The sequence below is a fragment of the Cystobacter fuscus DSM 2262 genome (genome assembly GCF_000335475.2).
In the GTDB taxonomy this organism is placed as follows: Bacteria; Myxococcota; Myxococcia; order Myxococcales; family Myxococcaceae; genus Cystobacter; species Cystobacter fuscus.
The window spans coordinates 255749-280686 of record NZ_ANAH02000001.1 but is presented as its reverse complement, the minus strand read 5'-3'; the positions used below and the strand labels follow the sequence as shown (position 1 = coordinate 280686).

Here is a 24938-nt window from a genome sequence, read left to right as displayed (position 1 = left end):
TTGATTTTCTCCTGTTGGGATCCGGTGGTGGGCTACGCGGGAGGAGGCGCGTACTGGAGCTGCAACTGAGCGCCCCGCCCGTTGAAGGGATGATCGGCGCCCTGCACCGACATCCAGCCGCACTCGCCCCGGTTCCACAGGTCCACCACCTGGTTGTCCGAGCTGTAGGTGGCCCCGCCGGAACCGTAGTAGCCGACCGCCACGAACTCGCCGGGCGCCGCGGCGAAGGGAGTGCCGCGCAGGTCGACATTGCCCAGGCCGGGGTTGCCGAAGTCGCAGTTCATCGCGGCGGCATAGGCCATGGAGGTGACGGCATCCCCGTGCCAGAGCAGCCCGGAGGAGGTGGAGAAGGTCTGGTCACCGGTGCTCACGCGCAGGGTGGCGGGGTCGATGCGAACCTTGGAGAAGAGGGTCCGCACGTTGGTGCCCCCCCAGCCGTTGTTGTAGCCCGCGGTGTACTGGGAGAAGTTGAGCGAGGGGCCCGTCGACGGCAGCGACAGGTACTCGGCGGGAGTGCCCGCCATGTCGTGGCACCAGGCCGTCCAGGGCTTGGAGGCATCGCCGTTGACGTACAGCACGTACTCACCATCCGCCGCGGCGGGATGGGCGGTTTTGAGCTCCTGGCAGCTCGCCGGGGTGCTCTGCCTGTACTGGAGTTGCAACTGGGCGCTGCGGCCGTTGAAGGGATGGTCGGCGCCCTGCACCGACATCCAGCCGCAATCCCCCCGGCCCCACAGGTCCACCACCTGGTTGTTCGAGCTGTAGGTGGCCCCACCGGAGGGGTAGGAGCCGACCGCCACGAAATGGCTGGGCGCCACCGCGAAGGAAGTGCCTCGCAGGTCGACGTTGCCCAGTCCGGGGTTGCCGAAGTCGCAGTTCATCGCGGCGGCATAGGCCATGGAGGTGACGGCATCTCCGTGCCACAGCAGCCCGGAGGAGGTGGAGAAGGTCTGGTCACCGGTGCTCACGCGCAGGGTGGTGGGGTCGATGCGAACCTTGGAGAAGAGGGTCCGCACGTTGGTGCCCCCGCCGTTGTGAACGCCCGCGGTGTACTGGGAGAAGTTGAGCGAGGGGCCCGTCGACGGCAGCGACAGATACTCCGCGGGGGTGCCCGCCATGTCGCGGCACCAGGTCGTCCAGGGCTTGGACCTGTCGCCGCCGAGGAACAGCACGTACGGGCCATCCGCCGCGGAGGGGTTGGCGTTCTTGATGTCCTGGCAGCTCGACGGGCCGGTCGTGAGCGCGGCCCGCGTCTGGCCTGGCTTCGTGGGGGCCCGTGGGTCGAGCCCCTGGGCCTCGGGGCTGTTCGGCTCCTCCATCCCGCAGGCGGGGAGGACGGCGAGGCTGGCGGCGAACATCAGCTTCTTCCAACGGGGGGCGTACATCATGGCGGGAACTCCGGGTTCGGAGAGTCTTGAATGAACTCGGGGTGTCCTTGAGCACGCCGCGTGCCAGCACGCCCCTGGGGGCGCTTCAGAGGAGAACCCCCGCGGGGAAAGGGTCTGGGAGGAGGGGAGCGGCTGTCGGCGACATGTCGCCGACAATCGCGAAACGTCGCGGCCCCAGGGGCTCAGGGCCCGCTGGGCTGGAGGCGCTGGAGGGTGTCGCCCCACTCCCGCTGGAAGCCCGGGTTGGCGGAGAGCGCGCTGGAGAGATCCTCCCGGGCCTGTCTCCGCCACTCCTGCTTCTGTCCGGGGGCAGCGGAGGGGAGCGACGCCTGGAGCGCGAACAGACTGCCTCGCAAGAGCCGGGCGTCTGGCCATCCGGGACGAACCGCGAGGAGCTGCTGGGCCAGCTCCAGTCCTCGTTGAAGCGAGGGGCCCGGGTCCTGTTTGCCCTGCATCAGTCGGGTGGACCAGCGGCGGAGGAAATGCCCGAAGCCGATGCGGAACTCCTGCCGCTCCGGAGCCAGCTCGAGGCCCTTCTGGAAGGCCTGGATCGCCTCCTCGGAGTCCTGGGGGCGTCCTCCTGGAGCGAGCGCCTTGGCCCCCAACGCCTCACCCAGGGAGTACCAGGCCTCGGCGTGGGTCGGATTGTGAGCGAGGGCCCGCCGCAGCGCCGCCTCGGCCCGCGTGCTGCTGGGGCGGGGATCGCGCCCGTGCTCCAGCTCGAACGTGGCCAGGATGGCATGGACCATGCCGCGGTTGGCCAGGGCTCCCGCGTTCTCCGGAAGCCACTGGAGCGCCTGTCGCAGGGCCTCGTCGGCCGCGCGCACGCTCGGGCTGGGATCCTCTCCCCGGGCGCGCTGGTACAGGGCTCGATGGGCGAGCACCTCACTGAGGTTGATGTGCCCGTAGCCACTTTCGGGCGCGAGGGTCATGGACTGCTCGCAGGCCTCCCGGGCCTGGTCCAGCGTGGGAAATGGATCCCCACCGCGGTCCCAGGCCGCCTGGGCCTGTTGGACCAACGTCAGACACAGGCCATTGTGGAGCTGGGGAATGCCGGGGCTGAGCTCGAGCCCCTTGCGGTACATCTCCGCGGAGCGCTCCAGTGAGGCACCGGGCTCGCCTCCCGACACGCGCAGCCGCTGAGCCACGAGCGCATGCGCCAGTCCCGCGTAGAAGTAGGGCACCACGTGCCCGGGGTTGAGGGCCCGGGCCTTGTCCAGCGCCGCCAGTGCCTGGGTGAGGTCTCCGTCCGGAGCCGGGGCCCGCGGGTGGGTGGCCCGGGTGTAGTACGCGATGCCCAGGTTGATCCAACCCTCCGGCACCTGGCCGTCCATTTGGAGGGCGGAGAGATAGGACTCGATAGATTTGCCGTACCCGGGCAGCGGATCCGCGCCCACCTGCTCCTCGTAGTCGGCCCACGTCTTGTGGACCATGCCCAGGTTGAGGTGGAAGTCGTAATCCCTTTCCTCCGGGGCGATGCTCTCGAAGCTCTCGACCGCCTTGCGCAATTGCTCGCGCGGATCCAGGGAGTGGCTCTGGCGGGTGTAGCCCCAGATCCAATAACCCTGCCCCAATTCCAGCCGGGCCTTCGAACGCGAGGGCTCGAGTTCCAGCGCGCTCCGCGCGGCGCTCACCGCCTTCTCTGGCAATGTCTCCGAATAATCGCCCAGATTGCGTCGATGCTCGGCGAGCCGCCGGTGGAGGCGGGACTCCAGCACCCGGGCGTCGTAATGCTCCGGCATGGCCACGAGCGCGCGGGAGACGGCCTCGAGGGCTCGGGTGTAGCGGGGCGCGACATCGCCCTTCCCGTAGAGTTCCAGGATCAGCGCGCCGTACTCCAGCTCTCCCTGGGCCGTGTGGATCGAGGCCACGCTCTCGCCGCTCGCCGCCGCCTGGGCGTAGGCCTTCCGGCCCGCCTCGAAGTCCGCCAGCGCGCGCTCGTGCTCGCCCCGGTTCCAGCTCCGCATGGCGCGGGCCTGGAGGATGTCTCCGCGCAGCGTGGGAGCCTCATGGAACCAGGACAGCTCGGTGCCGATCGTGTCCAGCTGGGAGAGGGCTTCTTCCCACCGGTTCTCGTAGAAGGCGAGCAGCGCCGCCACGTACGCGGCGGAGGGAACCTCGGCACCTTCACTTTGACGGAGATAGGCCAGCGCCGGCTCCCGGTAGCGGCGCTCGACCTCGCGCTTGCGAGCCTCCCGCCGCTCGGTGTCGCGGAGGCGCTCGGCTTCCAGCAGCTGCTCCTGGTACTGGTGCCCCGTCACCAGGGCCAGCGCGTAGGCCACCCGGGGCTCGCGGAAGCCGTGCTTCCAGGCGGACTCGAGGGATTCGCGAGCCCTGGTCTCGTCTCCGAGCGCGAGATAGCCGCGCCCCAGCGCGTAGTGACCGGGCCCCACGGCGGGCTCGCCCGCGGCGTGGATCTCCGCCTCGAGCGCCGCCATCCTCGCGCGGATGGCGCGCCGATCCGCGCGCGTGTCGTGCAGGTGGGAGAGGTCCGAGTAGCGCGCCAGTGCTTCGATGCGTTCCACGGACTCGGCGAATCGCCGGGCCAGGCGCTCGCGCACGGCGGTCTCGCGGCGGGCCAGCACCACCTGGCCCAGGGCCAGGAGCACGAGCACGGCCGCCACCGCGGCCACGGACGCCACGAGCCGGTGCTTGCGGAGCTTCTTGCGCAGGCGGTACCCGGCCCCGTGGGAGCGGGCCTGGACCGGCTCGCCCGACAGGAAGCGGCCGAGCTCCTCGGCCAGGGCGCGCGCCGAGTCATACCGGGCCGAGCGCTCCTTCTCGAGGCACTTGAGCGCGATGGCCTCGAGGTCCGCGGGGATGTTCGGATCCACCGCGCGCGGCGGGCGTGGCTCCACCGTGAAGATGTTGTTGAGCACCTCCAGGCCGTTGCCGCCGGGGATGGGCGGCTGGCCCGTCAACACGCTGTAGAGGGTGGCGCCCAGACCGTAGACGTCCGAGCGGCGATCCAGGTGGGAGACCTCGCCGCGCGCCTGCTCGGGCGACATGTACTGGGGCGTGCCCATGACCGCGCCGGTGACGGTGGCCCCCTCGTTCCAGTCTCGCGCCAGCCCGAAGTCCATCACGTAGGGGCGCAGCATCCCGTCCTCCGCGCGCTCCACCATGATGTTGGAGGGCTTGAGATCGCGGTGGATGAGACCCACGCGGTGCGCCTCGTGCACGCCCTCGGCGGCCTCCCGGAGCACCAGCACCTTCTGTTCGACGGAGAGCTCGCGGGCGAGCGCGCTCAGCGTCCGCCCCTCGATGAACTGCATCGCGATGTAGACGCGCCCTTGAACCTCGCCCACCTCGTAGACCTTGCACACCCGCTCGTGGTTCACCCGTGCCTGGGCCCTGGCTTCGGAGAGGAAGCGCCGGGTGAGTTCGGGATCGTCACCCCGAACGAACTTCAAGGCCACGTTCCGGTTCAGCCGTGGATCATGCGCGAGGAAGACCCGCCCCATACCCCCCTCGCCGAGGAAGCGCATGCATTGGTAGCGCTCCCAACCGCTGACGGGGAAGGCCGGGGTCTCGGCAGCCTTCTCGTCTCGAGCGTCGGCCACCTGGGGCGTGGCGCTCCGGACCTGGGCCATCATCGAGATGAGCGTCCCCTCGGACAAACGGCCTCGCTCACGGAGCAGCGCCAGGGGACCGCGCTCCAGGCGCCGAGCCTCCTCGCGCAGACTGTCCATCTCTTGCTCGGAGACAAGGCCCTCGGCCAGGGCTACCCGCAGCTCGACCTCGAAATCCGGATGCATGGGGGAAACGCTCCTCGGAGCGCCGATCGTACTTCCAATGTCGATCTCAGGTCGTGAGCCCCGTGGGGGGACCCGTGCGGGGCAGGGTGACGGTGACGCGGGTGCGTGCGTTCTCGCTGCTCAGGGTGAGGCGGGCGCCGCCCGCGTAGGCGAGGGCGAGCCGGCGTTCCACCGTGGGCAGGCCGCTGCTGCCCTCGCGGGGGCCGCGCGAGGCGCCGGGGTTCTCCAGGGTGAAGACGAGCGTGTCCCCGTGCGCGCGCACGGTGAGGTGGATGGGGCCGCGGTGTCCGGCGGCGGGCCCGTGCTTCACCGCGTTCTCCGCCAGCGGCAAGAGGACGAGCGGTGGCACGGGAAAGGACTCCAGGCCGGGCTCCACCTCTTGGGTGAACTGGAAGAGGTCCGGGTCGCGCAAGAGGTGCAGCTCGAAGAGGGTGCGCACCAGCTCCAGTTCCTGCGCCAGGGGCCAGGTGGCGGCGCGCACCCCGGCGAGCACGCTGCGCAGCATGGCGGACAGCCGCAGCACGGCGGCCTCGGCCACGGCGCCGTCCGTCCGGCACCACTCGGCGATGGCGTTGAGGGTGTTGAAGAGGAAGTGCGGATCCAGGTGGCTGCGCAGGGCGAGCAGTTGTGCCTGCTCGGCCTCCAGGGCGAGCCGCTCGGCGCGGGCGCGCTCGTGGGCGAGGCTCTCCTCGAAGCCGATGTCGCGCCCCAGCCCCCAGCCGCCCACGAGGAACAGGCCCATGCTGACGGCGAGGCTGTAGCGGTCGGTGAGGAAGGTGGGCCCGAGCCGCAGCAGCTTGGGCAGCACGACGCCCGCGGACAGCACGACGCCCAGTCCCACGGTGGCGTAGAGCAGCAGGCGGATGCCGCCGTGGCTCAGGTCGAGCCCCTCGGGGAAGAGGACGCGGTAGGACACCGGGGCCACGCTCACGCAGAGCACGCACAAGAGCAGCCCGAGCGGCCCGGCCATGGGCTCCTCGTTGCTGAAGCGCACCTGGGCGGCCACCAGCGGCACGCTCACCAGGAGGATGGGCAACAGCCGCCGGGGCACGAGCAGCGCCCGGAGCGTGGCGCGGACGATGGAGTCTTGCATGGGAGCGCCGCCGCGGCTCAGCGGGCCAGCGCGTCCACCAGTCCGGTGGCCTCGCGCACGCAGTCGGTGAGTCCCACGCCCCGGTAGGCGTTGCCGGTGAGGAACAACCCGGGCAGGCGCGTCACCCCCTCGTCGATGGCCGCCAGGCGCCCCAGGTGGCCCAGGTTGTACTGGGGGATGCCTCGCTTCCAGCGGATGGTTTCCGTGAGCACGGGCTCGGCCGTCACGCCCGCCATGAGCCGCAGCTCCTCGCGCGCGAGCGTCACCAGCGCCGCCTCGTCCAGCTCCACCAGGTCCGGCCGCCGCGCCCCGCCGATGAGGCACGTGTAGAGGACGCGGCCCCCCTCGGTGCGCCAGGGGAAGGTCGACGAGACGTGGATGACACCGAGCACCCGCCGCTTCTCCACCGCGGGCACCAGGAAGCCGAAGCCGTCCGGTGGTGGCACGGCCCCCGGCGCGAAGCCCAGGTGCACCACGGCGATGGGCGCGTAGGTGATGCCGTCCAACTGAGTCGCGAGCGTCGCGTCCAGGGGTCGCAGCAGCTCCGCCGCCGTGAACGCGGGCACCGCCAGCACCACCCGGTCCGCTTCCAGCTCCGTGCGTTGTCCCCGCTCCTCCACCGCCACCCGCCAGCCCGCCGCCTCGCGCCGCAGTCCCACCACGCGCGCCTCCAGCCGCAGGGCCGGTCCGAGCGCCCCGGCCAGCGCCTTCACCAGCACCCCGAGGCCCCCGTCGAACGAGGCGACCGCGCCCGTGGTGGCCGGAGTGCCCGCGGGGGGCGGCGCCGCGCGCTCCGCCTTGCGCTCGCGCACCATGCCCAGCAGCAGGCTGCGGTGCTGCTTCTCCAGTTGTGCCACCTTGGGGAAGACGGCGCCCACGCTCAGCGCTTCCATGTCGCCCGCGTAGATGCCCGTCTGCATCGCGTCCACCAGCACCTCGGTCGCCGCGCTGCCCACGTGCCGGCGCCCGAAGTCCGCCAGGGACTCGTCGCCCGTGGGGCCCCGGCGGGTGAGGGGCTCACCCAGCATCCGCAGCTTCGCCGTCCAGGGCAGGAGGTCCGACTTGAGCAGGGCGGGCGGGGACTGGGGCAGGGCGCGCAGCTTGCCCCCGCTGTAGAGGTAGCGGCGCTTCGCCGAGGGATCCGCCGTCCGGATGCGATCCTCGATGCCCAGCCGGGCCGCCAACGCGCGCAAGCTGGGCTCCCGGTCCAGGAAGCTGTTGGGGCCCGCCTCGGTGACGAAGCCGTCCCGGCGGTGCGTCTGGATGTTGCCGCCGGGCTGCGCTCCCGCCTCCAGCAGCGTCACCTCCGTGCCCCTCGCGCGCAGCCCCTGCGCGAGCACCAGGCCACTGATTCCACCTCCAACGATGATGACGCGCATGTCCGCTCGCACTCTCCGTGATTCCCCTGCTCACTGCCCGCTCAAGGGTAGAGCATCTCCGTCCTCCAGCCCTCGCCCTCGCGCAGGTAGACGCACCGGTCATGCAGCCGGCTCGGGCGGGCGTGCCAGAACTCGATGCGATCCGGCACCACCCTCAGGCCCGACCAGTGAGGGGGACGGGGCACGGGCTGCCCTTCGTACTGGCGCGTGACGTCCGCCAGGCGCTGCTCCAGCAGCTCACGCGAGGGCAGGAGCTGGCTCTGCAGGCTCGCCCACGCGCCCAACTGGCTGCCGCGAGGCCGGCTCTGGAAGTAGGCGTCCGCCTCCGCGTCGGACACGCGCTCCACGCGGCCCTCGATGCGGATCTGCTGCTCGAGCGGCGGCCAGTGGAAGCAGAGCGCCGCCCAGGGGTGCTGGAGCAGCTCGCGGCCCTTGCGGCTGGTCAGGTTGGTGAAGAAGGTGAAGCCGCGCTCGTCGAAGTCCTTCATCAGCACCACGCGCGAGGACGGCCGGCCATCGGGCCCCACGGACGCCACGTTCATGGCGTTGGGGTCCACGGGGATGACGCGCCGCGCCTCGGCGAAGATGGCGGCGAATCGCTCAAAGGGATTTTCGGGTGGCTCCACGCCGCCACCATACCAATCCACTCTCCGGGTGCGAGTCCTCTCGTGGGTGTTGACTCACCCATTTCTCACGTCATCGTTTCGTTCCATGAAGATTCTCTACGTGGCGTCCGAGGTCACGCCCTTCTCCAAGACGGGTGGCCTCGGGGATGTGTCGGGCGCGCTGCCCGCCGCGCTCGCCGCACTCGGCCATGAAGTGAAGGTCGTCTCCCCGCGCTATTCCTCCGTCCAGGACGCCCGCCTCACGCCCACCGGGCACACGGTGGAGCTGCGCTTTCCCTTCGGCACCGAGCGCGGCCCGCTGCTCTCGCTGCAACTGGCGCCCCGCCTGGAGCTGCTCTTCCTGGAGCATGAGCACTACTTCCAGCGCCCGGGCCTCTACGGCGACTCCGGGGGCGAGTACGGGGACAACCCCCGCCGCTTCGCCTATCTCTGCCTGGGCGCGCTCCAGGCCGCCCAGCGTCTGGGCTTCATTCCGGACATCATCCACGTCAATGACTGGCAGACGGGCCTGTTGCCGGTGGCGCTGCGGCGCGGCTTCCAGGAGACGGAGCTCGGGCGGGCCAAGAGCGTGCTCACCATCCACAACCTCGCCTACCAGGGGCAGTTCGGCAAACACGTCATGGACGAGCTGGGCCTGCCCTGGGAGCTCTTCACCGCCGAGCGGGGGCTCGAGTTCTACGACGGGGTGAACTTCCTCAAGGGCGGCCTGCAGTTCGCGGATGCGCTCACCACGGTGTCGCCCACGTACGCGCGGGAGATTCAGTGGCCCGAGGCGGGAGCCAACCTGGATGGGTTGTTGCGTCATCGCCAGGGGGTGCTCACCGGCATCCTCAACGGCGTGGACGTGGACGAGTGGAACCCGGAGACGGATCGCCACCTGCCGGCGCGCTATGGCGTGGAGGACCTGACGGGCAAGGCCGCGTGCCGGCGCGAGCTGCTGCGCCGCTTCGGCCTGGAGGACACGGGCGCGCCGGTGTTCGGCATCGTGTCGCGGCTGGCCTGGCAGAAGGGGGTGGACCTGCTGCTGGAGGTGCTGCCCACGGCGCTCCAGGAGGACATCCGCTTCGTCGCGGTGGGCAATGGGGAGTGGAGTTACGAGGAAGGGCTGCGCGCGTTGCAGCGGCGCTTCCCCGACAAGGTGGGGGCCTTCATCGGCTTCGATCCGGCCCTGTCGCACCTGCTGGAGGCGGGCTCGGACTTCTTCATCATGCCCAGCCGCTACGAGCCGTGCGGCCTCAACCAGATGTATTCGCTGCGCTATGGCACCGTGCCCATCGTCCGGGCCACAGGTGGGCTCGCGGACACGGTGGATGGGAGCGACGACGGCACCGGCATCGTCTTCAATGACTTCGTGCCGGAGGCGCTGCTCTGGGCCCTGGGGCGGGCGCGAGCCCTGTACGCCGACCCCGAGCGTCTGCGCGCCTTCCAACGCCGCGGCATGGTGCAGGACTTCTCCTGGGGCGCGTCGGCCCGGATGTACGAGCGCCTCTTCGCTTCCCTGCTGGCGGAATAGTGGGGGTTTCAAGCGAAGCGCGATAGGGTGGCCCTTGTGGCGTCACAACTGGACCTGGGTGGTTACGAGGTCATCGGCCGTCTCGCGGTAGGCGGGATGGCGGAAGTGTATCAAGCACGGGCCAAGCCCACGACGCAGCGCTCGCCGGGTGAGCCCGACGAGGTGGTGCTCAAGCGGCTGTTGCCCGCGTACCGCAACGATGGCGCCTTCGTGAAGGCCTTCGTCGACGAGGCGAAGCTCACCGTGCGCCTGCGCCACACCAACATCGTGCGCACCTTCCGGCTCTTCAAGGCGGGGCCGGACTACCTGATGGTGCAGGAGCTGGTGGCGGGGCGCACGCTGGGCTTCATGCAGGAGTTGTTGATGAAGGCCGGCGCCGCGATGCCGCCGGAAGCGGCCTGTTACATCGCCTGGTGCGTGCTCAAGGCGCTGGACTACATCCACCGCGCCAAGGCGGGCGAGGGCGGGGCCACCATCGTCCACCGCGACGTCAACCCGGCCAACATCCTCTTGAGCGTGACGGGCGAGGTGAAGCTCACCGACTTCGGGGTGGCGGACGTGGAGGGCGGTGTGCGGGGAGACACGGGCGCGCTGCGCGGCACGCTGCCCTACATGAGCCCGGAGCAGGTGCTGAGCCAGCCGGTGGACACACGCAGCGATCTGTTCTCGGTGGGCATCATCCTCTGGGAGCTGCTCACGTGCCGGCGCCTGTACACCGGGGAGGGGGAGGCGGAGCTGATGCACCGGGTGCGCGATGCGCGCGCGCCGCTGCTGTCCACGCTCGTGCCGGGGCTGCCGGACTACGCGGAGCAGGTGGTGCGCAAGGCGCTCTTCGCGGACAAGGCCCGCCGTTTCCAGTCGGCCGCGGAGTTCATCCGCGCGCTGGAGGCGCTGTCACGCCGCACCGGGTGGCCGCTCACGGTGGAGGCCCTCAAGCCACTGCTGGGGGGTTGATGCACCGGCGCGCCTTCCTGCTCCTCTTGCCGGGTGTGGCCGGGTGCGCCGGGATGACGCTGCGCCCGGACGCCCTGGACGAGGCGGTGCGGGTGGAGGACCTGGGCCTGTCCTTCACGCCCTCGGGCGCGGGGGAGCTCTCGGTGACCCTGGACGTGGGCAACCCCACCTTCTGGGACGCGGAGCTCACCGGGGTGGACTATGCGCTGACGCTGGACGGGCAGCGCTACGCGGTGGGCACGCGCGGTGTCCAGGGGCCCCTGGCCTCGGACGCGCGGCGCACGCTCACGGTGTCCTTTCCGCTGCGGTGCGAGCCCACGCCGGCCGAGGGGCGCACGCGCGCGTGGCGGGTGGAGGTGAGCGGCACGGTGGCCCTGGCCTTCGGCGAGCGCCTCCGCCTGCTGCCCTTCCGCGCCGAGCGCTACCTGCGGCTCGCGCACTTCCGGCCCCTGCACCTCGAGCCGGACTGAGGCGCGCCCGCGCTCAGCCCTTGTGGTTGGCGGATGCGGACTCCCTCGGGCCCGGCGGCTCGCCCGCGGGCGGCTCTCCCGGCGTTTCCCGGTGCGTGGCCTCCTTGACGGGCTGCTTGAGCTTCACCATCCGTATCCGATCAATTCGCGCGCCCTCCTTCGCCTGCACCGTGAAGGCCCAGCCGTCGTAGGTGAAGCGCTCGCCCACGTCCGGCAGGTGCCCGGCCAGCGAGGACAGGAAGCCGCCCAGGGTGTCGAAGTCGCCCTCGGGCAGCGGGAAGCCGAAGGCCTGGGTGAAGCCGTCCACCTCCATCGCGGCGTCCACCAGGAAGGCACCGTCGGCCAGCTTCTCCACCTGCTTCTCCTCCACCTCGAACTCGTCGCCGATGTCGCCGACGATCTCCCGGAGGATGTCCTCCAGCGTCACGATGCCCATGAAGCCGCCGTACTCGTCCACGACGATGGCCATGTGGATCTTCTGCCGCTGCATCTCGCGCAGCAGGTCGCCGATGGGCTTGAGCCAGGGCACGAAGTTGGCGGGACGGATGGTGTCCTGCAACACGATGAGCTCGGGGTGCTGCAACAGCGGAATCAGGTCGCGCGCGTGCAGCACGCCCATGATGTGGTCCACGTCGTCCCGGTAGACGGGAATGCGCGAGTGGTTCTCCTCGGCCAGCAGCCGCAGCACCTCGACGGACGGGGTGGACAGGTCCACGCACACCACCTCGGTGCGCGGCACCATGACGTCCCGGCAGCGTTTGTCGGACAGCTCGAAGATGGAGCGGATGAGCTGGGGGGCGCTCTGATCCACCTCCTCCTTGGCGGCCTGGGCGGCGAGCAGCTTCTCCAGCTCCTCCAGTGGCGGGGGCGGAGGCTCGAAGCGCAGGGTGCGGCCGAAGCCGCGGGCCACCAGGTTGATGGGCGCCATGAGCAGGCGCATGGGCGGGTAGAAGAGCACCACGAGCAGCGACACGAGCCACGACAGGCGCAGCGCCCAGCGCTCGGGACCGGCGTTGGCCAGGCCGCGCATCGTCACCTCGACGAGCGTGGCCAGCAGGCCCACGAGCAGGGCCCCGGCGAGCACCGTGGCCACGTTCAGCCAGGGCGATTCCCCCAGCCGGGTGAAGTTGAGCATCTGCGGCGGCACGAAGGAGCCGATGGCCGCGGCCAGGAAGCCGCTGAGCACCATGCCCACGCGCAGCGCCGTGGCGGTGGACTCGCGCTCGGTCTTGTGGCGCAGGATCCGTCCGCCGGCACTCGGGTGGGAGGTCGCCAACTCCTGCGCCTTGAGATCGGACGTCCCATAGAGGGCGGACTCGGCGGCGGCGATGAAGCCCCGGAGGAAGACGAGGGCCAGGCAGGCGGTCCAGAGGACCCAGGTAGGCATAGGTAGCCCCTTATTAGCCCGTGGTAAGAGACCATGCACCCTTTCCGCCAAGGCGCCCCGTCCATGCGTCCACCAGTGAGCCGCTTTACCCTCCTCGTGCCCCTGGCCACCCTGCTCGTGCTGCTGGCCGCTCCCTCCGTGCGGGCCTGGCCGGTGGATCTGGCGATGAACCTGGAGGCGGGCAAGGAGCGCTTCCACAAGCTGACGGTGGTGGACTGGGTGGAGGTGGAGGACCCGTCCATCGCCACGGCGGAGATCTTCCAGGAGAGCAAGGAGCTGATGCTCACCGGGGTGAAGCCCGGGCGCACGCTGCTGCTGTTGTACGCGGGGGGGAAGTTCGCCGTGTGGCGGCTGGTAGTGGGCGCGCCGGGCAAGCCGGTGGAGGCCGAGCCCGTCGCGGCGCCCCTGGATGCGGCGCGCAAGGCCTGCCCGGGCCTGAAGGCGACCGAGGGCGCCGAGCGCTCGTTGACGGCGGAGGTGAAGGACGCGCGCTGCCGCGAGGCGCTGCGCGCGGTGTTGAAGACGGACGCGTACCTGGCACGCGAGTTGGACCTGACCTTCGAGTTGGCGCTGTTGCAGGAGCAGCTCGCGAGCCTGTCCCCCGCGCTCAAGGCCCTGGGCCTCGAGGCGAGCTACCGCGGTGCGGGGCTGTTGCTGAAGGGGTCCACCACGCCCGAGGGCCACCGCCAGGCGCTCTGGGAGTTGTTCCGCCAGTCCGTGGGCCGCGTGCCCCTGGAGGACCGGGTCGAGGTGAAGCGGCCCGCTCCCCCCGACGCGGGCACGCCGCCGTCGCCCGCTCCCTGACTCACCCTGCTCCCGCTGCTGAGCGCCATTGACGTGAGGGCCGCCAGACGTCCAGCGCGGAACGCGGCCTCCCACCGTGGGTCGACTCGGCGGAGCGGGAGGGCGTGTGCAGGTTGCGGAGTCGGTCCTCCCCATGCGCACACTCCCGCGGCTCCTGTTCCCGGTCCTGTTCTTGGTGCTGATGCCGGCCTGTGCCGCGTTGAAGCCGCGCTCGCCCCTGTTCGAGCGCGTGGGCAGATCGAAGCTGTCGGTGGGCGAGCTGCGCATCCGCGTTGGCGACATGGCGCGCCGCTTCCCGGGCGTCCTCGAGGCCACCGCGGACGTGGCCGCCGAGCGCTCCCACTCGGCTGGGACTCGCGAGGCGCTGCTTCGCTTCAAGAGCAACGCGGTGCCCGTCATGCAGTCGGCGCTCCTCCAGCCGGATCCGGTGGCGGCGCTGATCGACGGCTGGGCCTTGCTGGCGCAGCTCGAGCAGTCGCTCCCGATGCGGGCTCCACCAGAGGTCGTGGACACCCTCCAGCGTTCGTTCGAGGAGCTGGAGTCGGAGGTGGAGCTGCTCTGGCGGGAGCTGTCGGGCCGTCAGGACGTGTCCAACCTGCGGGCGCTCGTCCATGCGTGGGCCGCCGAGCACCCGTTGACCGGAACGCTCGTCTCGCGCGAGTCCACCGTGCCCCTGCTGGCCGAATTCACGGACCGCTCCGGGGTGGGCCTGCTGGGGGCGACGGCCGCCGCCCTCCAGGACACGCAGGACCTGGTTCAACGGGTGGACCTCTACGTCGGCACCCTACCGCGGCAGGTCCGCTGGCAGGCGGAGCTCGCCACCCAGGAAGTCTTGGAGGCACCGGCCCTGGTCTCGGCCGTGCACGAGCTGGAGCGTGCGGTGGATGTGCTCGTGCGCGTGGGGGCGCTGGCCGACAGGACCCCCCGGTGGGTGGCGGGTGAGCGCCAGTCGCTGCAGGACTTCCTCTCCTCCGAGCGGCGGGCGGTGCTGGACGGTGTCCGGGGCGAGCGCGTGGCCGTGTTGGACTCGCTCCACGTCGAGCGCGTGGAGACGTTGGCGCAGCTGGAGCCCCTGGCCCGGGGCTGGGTGGACCACGCCTTCGACCGAGCCACGGGCCTGGTGAATCACGTCTTCCTCTGGCTGTTGGGACTGCTGGTGTTGTTCCTGTTGGGCCTGCTTCTGGTCACGGCGCTGCTGGCACGGGCCTGGCGCCAGGGCGAGGGTCTGCCCTGGGACCGTTCACGGGGGGGCGTTGGGTCGTCGAGGGAGCGGAGTGCCCCGGGCGAGCCCGCCGTGCCGGGTCCGGCGCCGTCCATGGGCGAGCACCCGGCCGAGCCCCATCATTGAAGAGAGCGAGGCGGCGAGAGGGGGACCCCTGGGCACGCCCGGGGCCGCGCACTGTCCACCAGAGCGTGAGATGCCCACCGTCTCCTCGGGGAGGGACGTGGGCCCGGGTGTCTCGAGGGCTGGATGGGAGCGAGTGATGAGCAAGGAGTCGCGCCTGTCTCCGGGGGAACTGTTGCGGCAACTCACCCTCTCCGCCGGGCGTCTCGCGACCGAGGGGATCGCCAGCGGCGCCGTGCGCGGTGCCACCGAGGAGTTGCGGGCCGGACTTCCGGAGCTCGACGGACAGTTCCAGGACCTCCTGCGGGATGTGTTGGCGATTCTCGGACGCATGGCGCACGAGGCGGCCGAGCGCCCAGCCTGGCAACCGGGAGCCAGGGCGCGCGTCATCGCCGAGGAGGTGGTTCAGGGCGCGCTCGGGGAGTTCCGGCGCTCGACGCCTGGCTGGACCGCGCTCTCCCAGGAGTTGCTCGATCGTGTGAACCAGTGGCTGGAGCGCTCGGCGGAGGTGGCCGCGAGCCGCCAGCTGGAAATCCGCAGGCCTGGAGACCGGGCCCGGATGATGGCCACTGGAGCGGTCGAAGGAGCGCTGGAGCAGCTCCATGTCTGCATGCCCCAACTGGCGCCGGAGGTGGCCGGGCTCGCATCCCAGGTGGGACGCGGCTTCGTCGAGGGAGTCGGCTCGACGATGGATGAGAAGACCGAGGTCTTCTCCTCCTTTCTCGAGCGCGCGGGGCGGAGCTTCGTTCACGCGCTCGTCGAGCAGCTCGACACGGAGCTGAAGGCCCGGCGGGGCGCGGCGGAGGGAGCCGTGCGCCGCGCCACGGTGGAGGTGACGGAGCAGGCCGCCGCGGCGTGCGTGCGAGGTGCCTCCGAGGAACTGGTCCGCCAGGTGCGCGCGCTGGAAGCATCCCTCGCGGGAGAGAGCGTGCTCCATCGGGCGAGCCGGGAGGTGTCGCACGGCCTCCTGGCCCCATTGGCGGAGCGCCTGCGCGAGCCCTGGGTCCTCGCGGCGGGAACGGGAGGCGTGCTCCTGCTCGGCGTGTTCCTCGCGAGGGCGCGCTGAGCCGATGGCGGGCGGCGGCTCGGGCCGCTCAGAAGCCGAGCGCGGGCAGGGGCGGCAAGGGCTCGGTGTGCTCCAGGGCCCGTTCCACCTCCTCGGCGTAGCGCCGCAGCAGCGGCAGGCGCGAGGAGCCGCCCAGGGCCGACTCGGCGTCCGCGCGCACCTGATGGAGCACCTCGCGGGTGGCCCGCTGGTCCTGCTCCCGCCTGGCTCTCAGCCCCACCTCTCCGGCCAATCGTAGCAACCGCAGCACCACGGCCGACTCTCCGGCGCCGTAGCGGCTGATCTGCTCGGTGGCCAGCAGGAGGTAGTCCCCCAGCTCCAGCGCGGGGAGGAAGACGCGCGGGCGGCCCTCCGGGTCCGCCAGGACGCGGGGTCCCTGCCGCAGCGCGCACAGCTCGCACAGCAGGACGGTGAGCTGGTCCAGGGACTCCACCGCCGTGGACGGATCGTTGATGCCCGGCGAGAGCGCCTTGATGGCCACGTCCACGAGCTGCCGCACTCCGAGCGCCAGGTCCCTGTCCGGCTCGCGCCAGGGGCCGATGAGCACGGTGCGCTCCACGGCTCGCTCCATGGGCGGGTCCTCCGTGAGGGGCCCCCTCTCCGAGATCACCCGGCCGAGCCGCCCGCCCCGCACCACGGGCTCGCCGATGACCACGTCCACGTGGATGACGAGCCCGCGGGCCTCGGCCAGCCGCAGCAGTGCCCGCGCGTCGATGTCCACCACGAAGCCGGAGGAAGGAGAGGACACGGGCCGCCACGTGCCGGAGTGGGCTGGGGCGGAGAGGGGCTGCTCCACGTCCAGGCGGCGCCGCCGGTCCAGCTTGTGCGCCACCTTCAGGGAGTACGCCTTCGTCTGGCGGACGATCTGCTCGGCGCGCACCAGGGCGAGCGTGGACGTCGTCTGGAAGATCAGGGCCATGCCGCAGCAGACGAGCAGCAGCATGGCGATGGAGAGCGCCGGACGAGGCGCCACGCCATGGTCTTCCACGAAGCCGAACGCGTACATGCCGGCCAGGCAGTAGACAACCGTGGCCACGAATGTGGGGATGAGGATGCGGAAGCCCAGGCTGTGCATGAAGAGGCGCAGCAGGCGCGGGGAGTACTGGCTGGCGATGTTCTGCAGCACCAACAGCGACAGCGACAGGGCGATGCTCAGGATGGTGAGCACCACCCCCAACACCGAACCAAGGCCCGTCCGTGCTTGCTGGACGGAGGTGCGCCAGGCCAGGCCTCGCAGCAGCCAGTGGTTGGTGTCGAGGGGGTTGGCCACGAAGAACCCGGCCAGCCCGGCTCCCAGCACCGCTCCCAAGGCGGGCAGCAGCCACACGCTGTTGCGTGCCCAGAGCCGACTCCGCGGGTGCTCGCCCCGGAGCCCGGTGGGCCGCGGTCTCACGGAAGGCGCCCGCCAGCCGCGAGGGGCGGGCGCCGCTCCCACGTTCATCCCCACGGGCGCTCATTCCCTCATGATGCCCTGGAGCGACTCGGCCCGCTGCTCGTGGCTGTTGAGCACCGGCGCGGTCCTCGAGAGGAACACGGCCATCGCCGCGTCATCGCGGTATTTGTCCAGGCCCTCGTCGACGAGTTTCCCGCCTTGCTTCTGCTCCTCGCGCACCTCGTCCAGGAAGGCCCTGTCGAACTCTCTGCTGCTCAGGACCGCCAGCTGGTCGCGCTTGTCGATGAACTGGTCCACCTGCTTGTCGAGCTTCTTGTCGTAGTGCCGGCCACCCTTCTCGACGCCCTTCTGCGCGCCCTCGTAGCCCGCGCCACCGACCCCCCGCTGTTCCCAGCCCAGGTCCAGCACGGCCAACGACAAGGCCTTGGTCCGGGCCAGTGCCTCCAGGTCGGCTTGGTTTCGCTGATGGTCCCGGATCAGATCCTGTGCGAAGCGCCTCACCTCGGGGTTGTTGGACTTGCGCATGGCGAGCTGGCCCAGCGTGATCTGCCCCTGATTCAACAGGACGAGCTGGTCCGTGAAGCGGACCTTTTCCGCGACGGCCTCACCCACCTTCTCGGTCTGGTGGCGTGCCTGTTTTTCCTCGTTGTGGGCACAGCCAACGTTCATGCCCATGACCGCCAGCAGCCCCGCGCTCCACAACCATCGACGCATTCTCATGTCTTCAGAACCTCCTCCACAGGGATGCCGCAAAACTGGGGCGTGGGGTGGTGGCTCACAAGTGCCATGGGCAGACGGCGCGGCGGGGGCCCGGCAAGGACGGGCCTACCTCCCCGGGGTGGGGCTCCCGATCGGTTGCTGCCCACCAGGCTTCGCCTCCGCCGGAGTCAGGAAGCCGCCCCCCAGCGCCAGATGGAGATTGATTCGCTGAAGCAGTTGCTCGCTCCGGACGCGCAAGAGCGAAATCCTCGCTGCATCCGTGAGCAGGTTCTGCTGGAGCAATGTCCGGAGATCGATCTTCCCAACGTCGTAGTCGATGGTCAGGAGCTCGAGCGCACGCTCGTGTCCGGCGAGCGCCTTCTCCAGGAGTTGGCGGCGCTCGCGGAGGATCATCGAGCTCGTCAGCGCGTTCTCCACCTCGTTCGTGGCGCGCAAGGCCGCGGCCGCGTACGCGGCGAGGGCCTCCTCCTGTTCCGCCGTCCGGATGCGCACCTGCGCCGCGAGGGCTCCTCCATGGAAGATCGGCGCCAACAGCCCCGCCGCGAGGCCTCCGGCGGGATTGGTGAGCGTCTCCCTCAACACCACCACGTCGCTGTCGACGAAGCCCACGGCGCCCGTGAGGCGCAGCGAGGGGAGCCGCGCTGCCTTGGCCTCTTGCATCCGGTCGAACGCGGCGGCCACGCGCCGTTCGGCGGCGAGCAGGTCCGGCCGCCGCTCGAGCACCGAGGCGGGAATCCCGGCGGGGACCGCCCCCGGAAGCTCGACCAGGTCTTCCCTGGGGGCGAGCGCCCCCGCCGGATAACGCCCGACGAGGAGCTCCACCGCGCGTACCGCCCGCACGCGGGCCAGCTCGGCCTGCTTCAAGGTGTCTCGATACGACTCCACGCTCGCCTGCGCCAGCGCCACCTCCTGCTCACTGGCCGCTCCGACCTGCCAGCGCGTGGTCGTGAGTCGAACGAGCTCCTCGCCCATCGAGACCCTCTGGGTCGCGATCCCCCTCAGGAGGTGGGCCTCCGTGGCCAGGAACCAACCCTTGGCCAGGGTCGCCGCCATGGACTGCCGGGCGAACTCGAGCTCGGCTTCGGCCGCGGCCATCGATTCGCCGGCCGCGTTCCATCGATACCTGAGCTTCCCCCACAGATCGATCTCCCATCCGGCGGAGATGTCGATGCCACGGAGCACGCCGGTCAGGCCCTGGCCGAGCCCGAGCGACTCCTTTCCCTGGACGTCGAGGGAAGGAAACAGCGCCGCGCGGGCAACCCCCAGGTAGCCCGCCGCCTGCTCCACCCGCGCCGCGGCGGCGCGGAGGTCCGGATCGTGGTGGAGCGCCTCGGTGACCAGGGATTGGAGTTGCTCGTCCGCGAACGTCGCCAGCCACCCGTCCTGAATGTCTCCCTCCAGCCCGCCCGGGGATGTCCAGGCGGTGGCGAGCGACGTATGCACGAGGGCCTTCTGGCGGACCGCCTGGCCCCGTGGTGGGGCGTGAGTGGGGCACGCCGAGACACCGCAGCCCACCAGGAGCATCGCCCCGACCCGGAGCCACACCCGCCGCTCGCGATCGAGCATGTTCCCTCCCTTGCTCAGTGCAGCTTGAGAATCAACCAATCCACCTTGGTTCCCACCCGGAGAATCACCTTGCGCAGGATGTGGACCGGGTGAAGCCCGTGGGTGTAGATGGCGGCGTTTCCGCGCGCTCCCGCGGGCAGGAGGACGGAGCCCTCCTTCTCGTCGACCCTGAGCTTGACGGCATAGCGCCCGGGAGCCTGGGATTGAGCCCCCGTCTCGGGGATCGTTCCCGATAAGGGAAGCTGCCCCTGTCCTGTCGCCCAGACCACGGACTCGACACGGCACTTGATGACCCGGTTGGGAAACGCCAGGAGCGTGACCTCCGCTTCGTCACCAGGTTGCACCTTGTGCAGCTCGTTCTGATTGAAGAGCGCGACCAGGTACTGCTCGTTCTCCACGAAGCCCATCACGGGGGAGATGGGAAGGGCCGCCGCGTAGGAGCCAGCGCGAAGCTGGAGGTTCACCACGGTCCCGTCGGCGGGCGCATACGTCACGGTTTCCTTGAGGCGCCACTCGGCATCGGCCAGGGCGGCGCGCGCGTGGTCCAGCGCGGCCTTGGCCGCGGCGAGCTCGACGAGTGTACCGTCGTCCGTCCGTGCCTCGAGCTTCTGCGTGGCCTGTCCCACGGAGGCAGCCGCCGCGCTCAGCTCGCCCTCGAGGTTCTTGGCTTCCGCCTCCATCTGCTGCAGATCGAACTGATTGCCGGCCCCGCTGGACGCGAGCGTCTGGTGTTGCCGGACGCGCCGCCGGGCGAGCTCGAGCCGGGCCGCGATGGCCGCCCTCCGCCCCTGGGCCGTCTTGCGCTCCAGACCCAACTGCCGCTCATTGGCTCGGGCGCCAGCGACCCTCGCCTCCAATTCCTTCACCTTGGCCCTCATCCCGTCGACCTCGAGCCGCGCGGACGTGGGATCGATGCGGAAGAGCACATCCCCCTTCTTCACCACGCTGTTGGGCTCGACCGGCACCTCGATGACGCGTCCGGAGACGCGCGGCACGATCTGCACGACGTAGTTCATCACCCGCACGTCCGACGAAGACGGCGCGTAGACGTTGGCGAGCAGGATCAACACCGCGATCCCAATCACGGGAAGGGTGATGACGATCACCTGGGAGACGAAGTTCCACGGCAGGAGCTTGAGCTTGAAGAAGACCAGCCAGACGACGAGCGAGTAGATGAGGAGCAGTATCAGTTCCATCAGTGCGGCTCCCCCCGCCCGTCGGCGGCAGGCCCCTGGGTGGGCGGCTCGGGGTGGGCCGTGGGCGGCGCTTCCACGCCGGCCTCGGCGAGCTCGGCGCGGGGCTCGGGGCGGACCCGATCCTCGCCATACGCCAGCTTGTACAGGATCGGCTTGGAGTAGGCCCAGAGCCACGCCAGGGGCCACAAGAGCCCACCGAAGAACAGCGACAGGAAGCAGAGGGTCTTGATGGCCTCGAGCTGCGGGTGATGCCGCTTCTCGGCGATCTTCTCGGGGAGGATGTGGATCATCCAGAACCCGGCGATCAACAGTACCGGGGCGACGATGATGACGATCCAGCTGAGCACTTCCGCCAGGGTGTCCAGCGCGTCGCCGCCGAGGACCGACGCCTGCGCGGAGAATGGCACCCACGTCAACAGTCCCAGCCACCGCGCCGCCGCGGTGGTCACCCCTCGTGGCCATTTCATGGAGCCCACCCCCCCCACCTCAAGGGCAAACTAGGGGGGGGACGGCGCACCGGCAAGCAGGGCTCGCGCGTGCGGCACTCGAGTCCCGCGTCACTGTTCACCCGCCATCCCGCTCCGCGCCCTTCAGGACCAGGCCTCGGCCTCCGCTTGCCGCGGGGGCTTGCGCTCCTCGAAGAGGCTATAGGCGGTGTTCACGAGCGCGAGATGGCTGCCGACACCTTGGACGCGGTGAACGAACGCTTCGGACCCCGCATCTCCCAGATGCCATGGTCGGGCTGCGTCCAGACCTCGGACACCCAGAGCGCGGTGCGCTCGAGGGCCCTCAATCCGGGAGGCAGAGAAAATCGATGGACCCATCTCGAGCAACGAGCGCGGCCGTGTACGAATCTCCGATGAGCGCGTGATCCTCGATGAGGAGGCCGGTCTCGGGCAGAGAGAAGAACGAGCGGTGGTGCTGGCCATCGCACCGCCGCGGCCACGCTATCGCTCGGTCCCTGGTTTCCTCATCTGGTGGCTGGTGGCATCGACACATGGGGGCCGATAGACGCTGATCTTTCCCGTGCCAGATGGTGATGTCTCGGACCTGGGCGAGATGGGGTTGGCGCAGGGACTCGGATGCCTACCCAGCCGCTTGAGGGAGTTCGAGCCGCGATGCAGGATGGGGGGCATGAGGAAACTGGCGCTGGTTCGCCGGCCGAGTCCGCGGCTGGCCGACGGGATCACCACCCATATCGAGCGCACGCCGGTGGACCTCGCGCTGGCGAGGCGGCAGTGGGAGGCCTACGTCGCGGCCCTGCATGCCGAGGGCTGGGAGACCATCGAGGTGGCTCCGGCCGACGATTGCCCGGACTCGGTCTTCGTCGAGGATACCGTCGTCGTGTATGGCGATCTGGCGGTCATCAGCCGTCCCGGGGCGGACGAGCGCAAGCCGGAGACAGCCGGCACCGAGGCGGCGCTGCGGGGGCTCGGCTACCGGATCGCCCGGATCGAGGCGCCCGGTACCCTCGATGGTGGCGACGTCCTCAAGCACGACGGCGCCGTGTGGGTCGGCCTGGGCGGCCGCACGAACCCTCCTGGCGTCGAGCAACTCCGCGCCCACCTCGCACCCCTCGGGGCGGAGGTCGTGGGGGTCCCGCTCACCAAGGTGCTGCACCTGAAGTCGGCGGTCACCGCCCTGCCGGATGGCACGGTCATCGGCCACGAACCGCTCGTCGAAGAGCCGGGCACGTGGGATCGCTTCCTTCCGGTGCCGGAGGCAGCCGGCGCCCACGTGGTTCTACTCGGCCAGAACAAAGGCACCGAGACCGTGCTGATGTCCACCAGCGCGCCGCGGACGCGTCGGCTCTTCGAGGACCGTGGCCTGCGTGTGGTGGCGGTGGACATCAGCGAGTTCGAGAAGCTCGAGGGCTGCGTGACCTGCTTGTCGGTGCGGCTCCGGGGCTGACTTTTCGGCTTCCCGCGGAGCATCCCTCTTCTGCCGGAGGTTCCGGGTAGCACCCGGTAGCCGCGCTCCACGCCGCTTCCCCTCTCACGCGAGGGGCGCCAGACGTTTCCTGTATGGCATCGATCAGGTCTTCATGAACTCGAGGTATTTCATTGGGAGTGTGGCCTCGATGAATTGTCTTCTCGGGCTTGGTTCGATGGATTGATTCCTGGTATCCTTCCGGATCGCCCTTTCGCTTGTTCTCGGGTGTTCCCGGAGATTCTCTCATGTCTCGTCTTGGCTTCATGATCGTCGTTCTCTCCGCGACCGCGTCCGTGGCCGCATCCCCTCCCACGTTCGCCGAAGCCGAGCAGGTCGCCTCCGTGGGTTCACCGTTCGCGGTGGTGCGCGAGCATGTCACCGCGGACATCTATCACTATCAATTCGATATTCGTGTCGGTTCCACGCCCAATGCACGCGTGCGCATCCATCGCGTCGTCCGCGAACTCGCGCCGTGGAGGCCGCGCCGGACCGCGCACGCGGTCATGTTGCTTCACGGCGACTTCGCCAACTTCGTCACGAACTTCGTGCCGACGCGTGGCCATCCCGCGTCGTCCGCGTCGGGGCTCGCCCCGTACCTGGTGGCCCGTGGCATCGACACCTGGGGAGTCGATCGGCGCTGGACGCTCCCCGGGGCCGACGGTGACATCTCGGACCTGGGCGAGATGGGGGTCACCCAGGAACTCGGGGACGTCTCCGTCGCGCTCGCCTTCGCACGGGCGACGCGGGGCCTCACCGACGGAGATGCTGGCCGGATCGTGCTCGGCGGATTCTCGCATGGCGCCCAGCTCGCCTACGCGTACGCCGCCGCCGACGGCCGCCACGTCTCGGCGATCGCCGCGCTCGACATCTACTACGACATCGCGCCCGAGGACGCCGACCTGCGGGCCCTGGCATGCGCCAATGCCTCGGCGGGACGCGACGCCCTGGCCCAGGGGGTGACCGACTCCAGCAACAGCCTCTTCATCACGGCGGGCGAGTTGGCTCGGAGCACGCCCGATGAGATCTCTCCCTTGTTCCCGTCCTATACCAATCGCGGAGTCCTGCTCACGTTGGCGGGTCTGACCTGGTGGCTCGCGCCCTACACGCCGGTGTACCACCTGAGCGCGCCGCTCCTCGATGCCGAGGGCAATGTCTCGGAGTTGCACGAGTCGTCCGAAGAGGTCGTGAGCGCGTGGTTCGCCAGTGCGCCGCCGCACCAGTCGATGCGCGAGACCGTGGAACTCGATGAGATCTGGTGCGGTGCTTCATCGAGGCCCTCGCTCGCGAACATCCGCGTCCCCTTGTTCTATCTCGGCGCCGCTGGCGGGTTCGGCGACCATGGTCTGTACTCGACGACCCGGGTGTCGTCGAGCGACGTCACGACGCTCGTCGTCCGGCGGTTCGGGCCAGAGCGCGTCGCCGAGGACTTCGGCCACGGTGACCTTCTGTACGCGGCGGATGCGCCGACGCTCGCTTGGAAACCGCTCGCGACGTGGTTGCTGCGTCACTGACCCGCCGCTCCCAGGTGGAGTGGCTATCGCGGTCGGGAGGGCGTGGGAGGCGGGCGCCCTGCCTGGACGATATGGATGCCCAGCTCGACGAAGGGCCGGAGCATCTCCTCGGGGACGTCCGGCTCGGTCGCCAGGTGCGTCAGCCCGGTGGCCGGCCCGATGGAGAAGGGCGCCGCGGTGCCGAGCTTCTCGCGTGAGGCGAGCCCGACGATGCGGTCCGCGCAGCCGAGCAGCACGCGGCGCACCTCCACTTCCTCGTAGTAGGGCCCGCTGATGCCACTGGTGGCGTTGAGACTCCAGACACCCAGGAAGCACACGTCGGCGGTGATGCGCCGGTAGGTCTCGATGACGTTGGCTCCGACCGCCACCATGGCCCGTCTGTCCAATGTGCCCCCCACCAGGACGACCTCGATGCCCGGATGGCGGGCCAGCGCCGTGGCCACGGCCGGACAGTGGGTGATGAACGTCCCGGTGTGAGCCGGCGGGATGGCATCCACCAGATGCAAGGCCGTCGTCCCGCCATCGAGGATGACGACCTGCCCTGGCGCGAGCAGCGTCGCGGCGGCGCGCGCCGTGGCGATCTTCCCCGGCACGCCCTGCTGCTGGCGCTCCTCGTACGTGGGCGCCACCGGAGAGCGCGCCACCGCCCCGCCATGGACCCGACGCAGCAGATGGGCCTCGGCGAGCTCGTCCAGGTCCCGGCGGATGGTGAATCCCGACACCCCGAGCACCTCGCTCAGCTCCCCGGCGACGATGCGGCCCTCGGTGCCGAGGATCTCGAGGATGCGGCGATGGCGCTCTTCCTTCAGCATCGCGGGCCTCCCAGGACTCCGTGCC

Annotated in this window: 20 protein-coding genes; 8 read left to right on the top strand and 12 right to left on the bottom strand. The window is 70.3% G+C overall.

Annotated features, from left to right (window positions below; genetic code table 11):
• Window positions 1-32: 32 nt before the first annotated feature.
• The 5 genes from D187_RS01055 to pdxH all read right to left on the bottom strand — a co-directional run bounded on the left by D187_RS01055 (window position 33) and on the right by pdxH (window position 8244).
• Window positions 33-1388: a GON domain-containing protein gene (locus D187_RS01055; RefSeq protein WP_002629686.1), complete on the bottom strand. Its 1356-nt coding sequence runs from the start codon at window positions 1386-1388 to the stop codon at window positions 33-35.
• Between the two features lie 182 nt (window positions 1389-1570).
• Complete coding sequence (locus D187_RS01050; protein WP_002629685.1) at window positions 1571-5146, bottom strand: serine/threonine-protein kinase; 3576 nt, start codon at window positions 5144-5146, stop codon at window positions 1571-1573.
• Window positions 5147-5192: 46 nt separating this feature from the next.
• Window positions 5193-6239, bottom strand: coding sequence for a sensor histidine kinase (locus D187_RS01045; RefSeq protein WP_002629684.1), 1047 nt, complete (start codon window positions 6237-6239; stop codon window positions 5193-5195).
• Between the two features lie 17 nt (window positions 6240-6256).
• Window positions 6257-7618 (bottom strand): protoporphyrinogen oxidase, encoded by a 1362-nt coding sequence (gene hemG / locus D187_RS01040; protein ID WP_002629683.1) that lies wholly within the window; start codon window positions 7616-7618, stop codon window positions 6257-6259.
• Window positions 7619-7659: 41 nt separating this feature from the next.
• The gene (gene pdxH / locus D187_RS01035; protein WP_002629682.1) at window positions 7660-8244 is read right to left on the bottom strand and encodes a pyridoxamine 5'-phosphate oxidase; all 585 of its coding nucleotides are present in this window, start codon (window positions 8242-8244) and stop codon (window positions 7660-7662) included.
• Window positions 8245-8329: 85 nt separating this feature from the next.
• On the opposite strand from pdxH, the gene glgA reads away from it, so the two are divergent.
• Genes glgA through D187_RS01020 form a run of 3 tightly spaced genes read left to right on the top strand, consistent with a single transcriptional unit; the run spans window position 8330 to window position 11181 of the window.
• Window positions 8330-9757 carry a glycogen synthase GlgA gene (gene glgA / locus D187_RS01030; protein ID WP_043427692.1) on the top strand — a complete coding sequence of 476 codons (1428 nt, stop codon included), beginning with the start codon at window positions 8330-8332 and terminating at the stop codon, window positions 9755-9757.
• A gap of 36 nt (window positions 9758-9793) precedes the next feature.
• The gene (locus D187_RS01025; protein ID WP_020917708.1) at window positions 9794-10711 is read left to right on the top strand and encodes a serine/threonine protein kinase; all 918 of its coding nucleotides are present in this window, start codon (window positions 9794-9796) and stop codon (window positions 10709-10711) included.
• Entirely contained in the window at window positions 10711-11181 is a 471-nt protein-coding gene (locus tag D187_RS01020; RefSeq protein WP_002629679.1) for a hypothetical protein, read from the top strand. Before D187_RS01025 ends, D187_RS01020 begins: the two co-directional genes overlap by 1 nt.
• A gap of 13 nt (window positions 11182-11194) precedes the next feature.
• Here D187_RS01020 and D187_RS01015 read toward each other — a convergent pair whose 3' ends face one another.
• A complete protein-coding gene (locus tag D187_RS01015) occupies window positions 11195-12568 on the bottom strand; it encodes a hemolysin family protein (protein WP_002629678.1) in 1374 nt (457 codons plus the stop codon).
• A 63-nt stretch (window positions 12569-12631) separates the two neighbouring features.
• Between D187_RS01015 and D187_RS01010 the strand changes: the two genes are divergently transcribed.
• The 3 genes from D187_RS01010 (at window position 12632) to D187_RS54600 (ending at window position 15783) form a co-directional block, all read left to right on the top strand.
• Window positions 12632-13372: an Ig-like domain-containing protein gene (locus tag D187_RS01010; protein ID WP_051256157.1), complete on the top strand. Its 741-nt coding sequence runs from the start codon at window positions 12632-12634 to the stop codon at window positions 13370-13372.
• A 133-nt stretch (window positions 13373-13505) separates the two neighbouring features.
• A complete protein-coding gene (locus D187_RS01005) occupies window positions 13506-14720 on the top strand; it encodes a chemotaxis protein (protein ID WP_211241429.1) in 1215 nt (404 codons plus the stop codon).
• Between the two features lie 136 nt (window positions 14721-14856).
• Window positions 14857-15783 carry a hypothetical protein gene (locus tag D187_RS54600; RefSeq protein ID WP_002629675.1) on the top strand — a complete coding sequence of 309 codons (927 nt, stop codon included), beginning with the start codon at window positions 14857-14859 and terminating at the stop codon, window positions 15781-15783.
• A gap of 28 nt (window positions 15784-15811) precedes the next feature.
• Here the strand turns inward: D187_RS54600 and D187_RS00995 are convergent, their stop codons facing one another.
• The 5 genes from D187_RS00995 to D187_RS00975 all read right to left on the bottom strand — a co-directional run bounded on the left by D187_RS00995 (window position 15812) and on the right by D187_RS00975 (window position 21125).
• Entirely contained in the window at window positions 15812-17176 is a 1365-nt protein-coding gene (locus D187_RS00995) for a DUF2254 domain-containing protein (protein WP_051256194.1), read from the bottom strand.
• A 60-nt stretch (window positions 17177-17236) separates the two neighbouring features.
• Complete coding sequence (locus D187_RS00990) at window positions 17237-17896, bottom strand: DUF4142 domain-containing protein (RefSeq protein WP_002629673.1); 660 nt, start codon at window positions 17894-17896, stop codon at window positions 17237-17239.
• A 105-nt stretch (window positions 17897-18001) separates the two neighbouring features.
• The gene (locus D187_RS00985; RefSeq protein ID WP_002629672.1) at window positions 18002-19462 is read right to left on the bottom strand and encodes an efflux transporter outer membrane subunit; all 1461 of its coding nucleotides are present in this window, start codon (window positions 19460-19462) and stop codon (window positions 18002-18004) included.
• Window positions 19463-19476: 14 nt separating this feature from the next.
• Window positions 19477-20658, bottom strand: coding sequence for an HlyD family secretion protein (locus D187_RS00980; RefSeq protein ID WP_002629671.1), 1182 nt, complete (start codon window positions 20656-20658; stop codon window positions 19477-19479).
• Window positions 20658-21125 carry a DUF3302 domain-containing protein gene (locus D187_RS00975; RefSeq protein ID WP_081713546.1) on the bottom strand — a complete coding sequence of 156 codons (468 nt, stop codon included), beginning with the start codon at window positions 21123-21125 and terminating at the stop codon, window positions 20658-20660. The genes D187_RS00980 and D187_RS00975 overlap by 1 nt, the downstream gene beginning before the upstream one ends.
• A 667-nt stretch (window positions 21126-21792) precedes the next feature.
• Between D187_RS00975 and ddaH the strand changes: the two genes are divergently transcribed.
• Together ddaH and D187_RS00965 are read left to right on the top strand one after the other, a co-directional pair.
• Window positions 21793-22569, top strand: a complete 777-nt coding sequence (gene ddaH / locus D187_RS00970; RefSeq protein ID WP_020917706.1) for a dimethylargininase — start codon at window positions 21793-21795, stop codon at window positions 22567-22569.
• A gap of 266 nt (window positions 22570-22835) precedes the next feature.
• The gene (locus tag D187_RS00965; protein WP_002629667.1) at window positions 22836-24101 is read left to right on the top strand and encodes an alpha/beta fold hydrolase; all 1266 of its coding nucleotides are present in this window, start codon (window positions 22836-22838) and stop codon (window positions 24099-24101) included.
• 23 nt (window positions 24102-24124) lie between these two features.
• Here D187_RS00965 and D187_RS00960 read toward each other — a convergent pair whose 3' ends face one another.
• Window positions 24125-24913: a DeoR/GlpR family DNA-binding transcription regulator gene (locus D187_RS00960; protein WP_002629666.1), complete on the bottom strand. Its 789-nt coding sequence runs from the start codon at window positions 24911-24913 to the stop codon at window positions 24125-24127.
• Window positions 24914-24938 lie beyond the last annotated feature (25 nt).

Bases quoted from the DNA above. Each gene is read 5' to 3' on its own strand.
- D187_RS01015 (WP_002629678.1), bottom strand. From the start codon at position 12,568: ATGCCTACCTGGGTCCTCTGGACCGCCTGCCTGGCCCTCGTCTTCCTC.
- D187_RS01005 (WP_211241429.1), top strand. From the start codon at position 13,506: ATGCGCACACTCCCGCGGCTCCTGTTCCCGGTCCTGTTCTTGGTGCTG.
- D187_RS00990 (WP_002629673.1), bottom strand. From the start codon at position 17,896: ATGAGAATGCGTCGATGGTTGTGGAGCGCGGGGCTGCTGGCGGTCATG.
- glgA (WP_043427692.1), top strand. From the start codon at position 8,330: ATGAAGATTCTCTACGTGGCGTCCGAGGTCACGCCCTTCTCCAAGACG.
- D187_RS00975 (WP_081713546.1), bottom strand. From the start codon at position 21,125: ATGAAATGGCCACGAGGGGTGACCACCGCGGCGGCGCGGTGGCTGGGA.
- D187_RS01020 (WP_002629679.1), top strand. From the start codon at position 10,711: ATGCACCGGCGCGCCTTCCTGCTCCTCTTGCCGGGTGTGGCCGGGTGC.
- D187_RS01055 (WP_002629686.1), bottom strand. From the start codon at position 1,388: ATGATGTACGCCCCCCGTTGGAAGAAGCTGATGTTCGCCGCCAGCCTC.
- D187_RS00965 (WP_002629667.1), top strand. From the start codon at position 22,836: ATGTCTCGTCTTGGCTTCATGATCGTCGTTCTCTCCGCGACCGCGTCC.
- D187_RS01010 (WP_051256157.1), top strand. From the start codon at position 12,632: ATGCGTCCACCAGTGAGCCGCTTTACCCTCCTCGTGCCCCTGGCCACC.
- ddaH (WP_020917706.1), top strand. From the start codon at position 21,793: ATGAGGAAACTGGCGCTGGTTCGCCGGCCGAGTCCGCGGCTGGCCGAC.
- D187_RS01050 (WP_002629685.1), bottom strand. From the start codon at position 5,146: ATGCATCCGGATTTCGAGGTCGAGCTGCGGGTAGCCCTGGCCGAGGGC.
- D187_RS01045 (WP_002629684.1), bottom strand. From the start codon at position 6,239: ATGCAAGACTCCATCGTCCGCGCCACGCTCCGGGCGCTGCTCGTGCCC.
- D187_RS00980 (WP_002629671.1), bottom strand. From the start codon at position 20,658: ATGGAACTGATACTGCTCCTCATCTACTCGCTCGTCGTCTGGCTGGTC.
- hemG (WP_002629683.1), bottom strand. From the start codon at position 7,618: ATGCGCGTCATCATCGTTGGAGGTGGAATCAGTGGCCTGGTGCTCGCG.
- D187_RS00985 (WP_002629672.1), bottom strand. From the start codon at position 19,462: ATGCTCGATCGCGAGCGGCGGGTGTGGCTCCGGGTCGGGGCGATGCTC.
- D187_RS54600 (WP_002629675.1), top strand. From the start codon at position 14,857: ATGAGCAAGGAGTCGCGCCTGTCTCCGGGGGAACTGTTGCGGCAACTC.
- D187_RS00960 (WP_002629666.1), bottom strand. From the start codon at position 24,913: ATGCTGAAGGAAGAGCGCCATCGCCGCATCCTCGAGATCCTCGGCACC.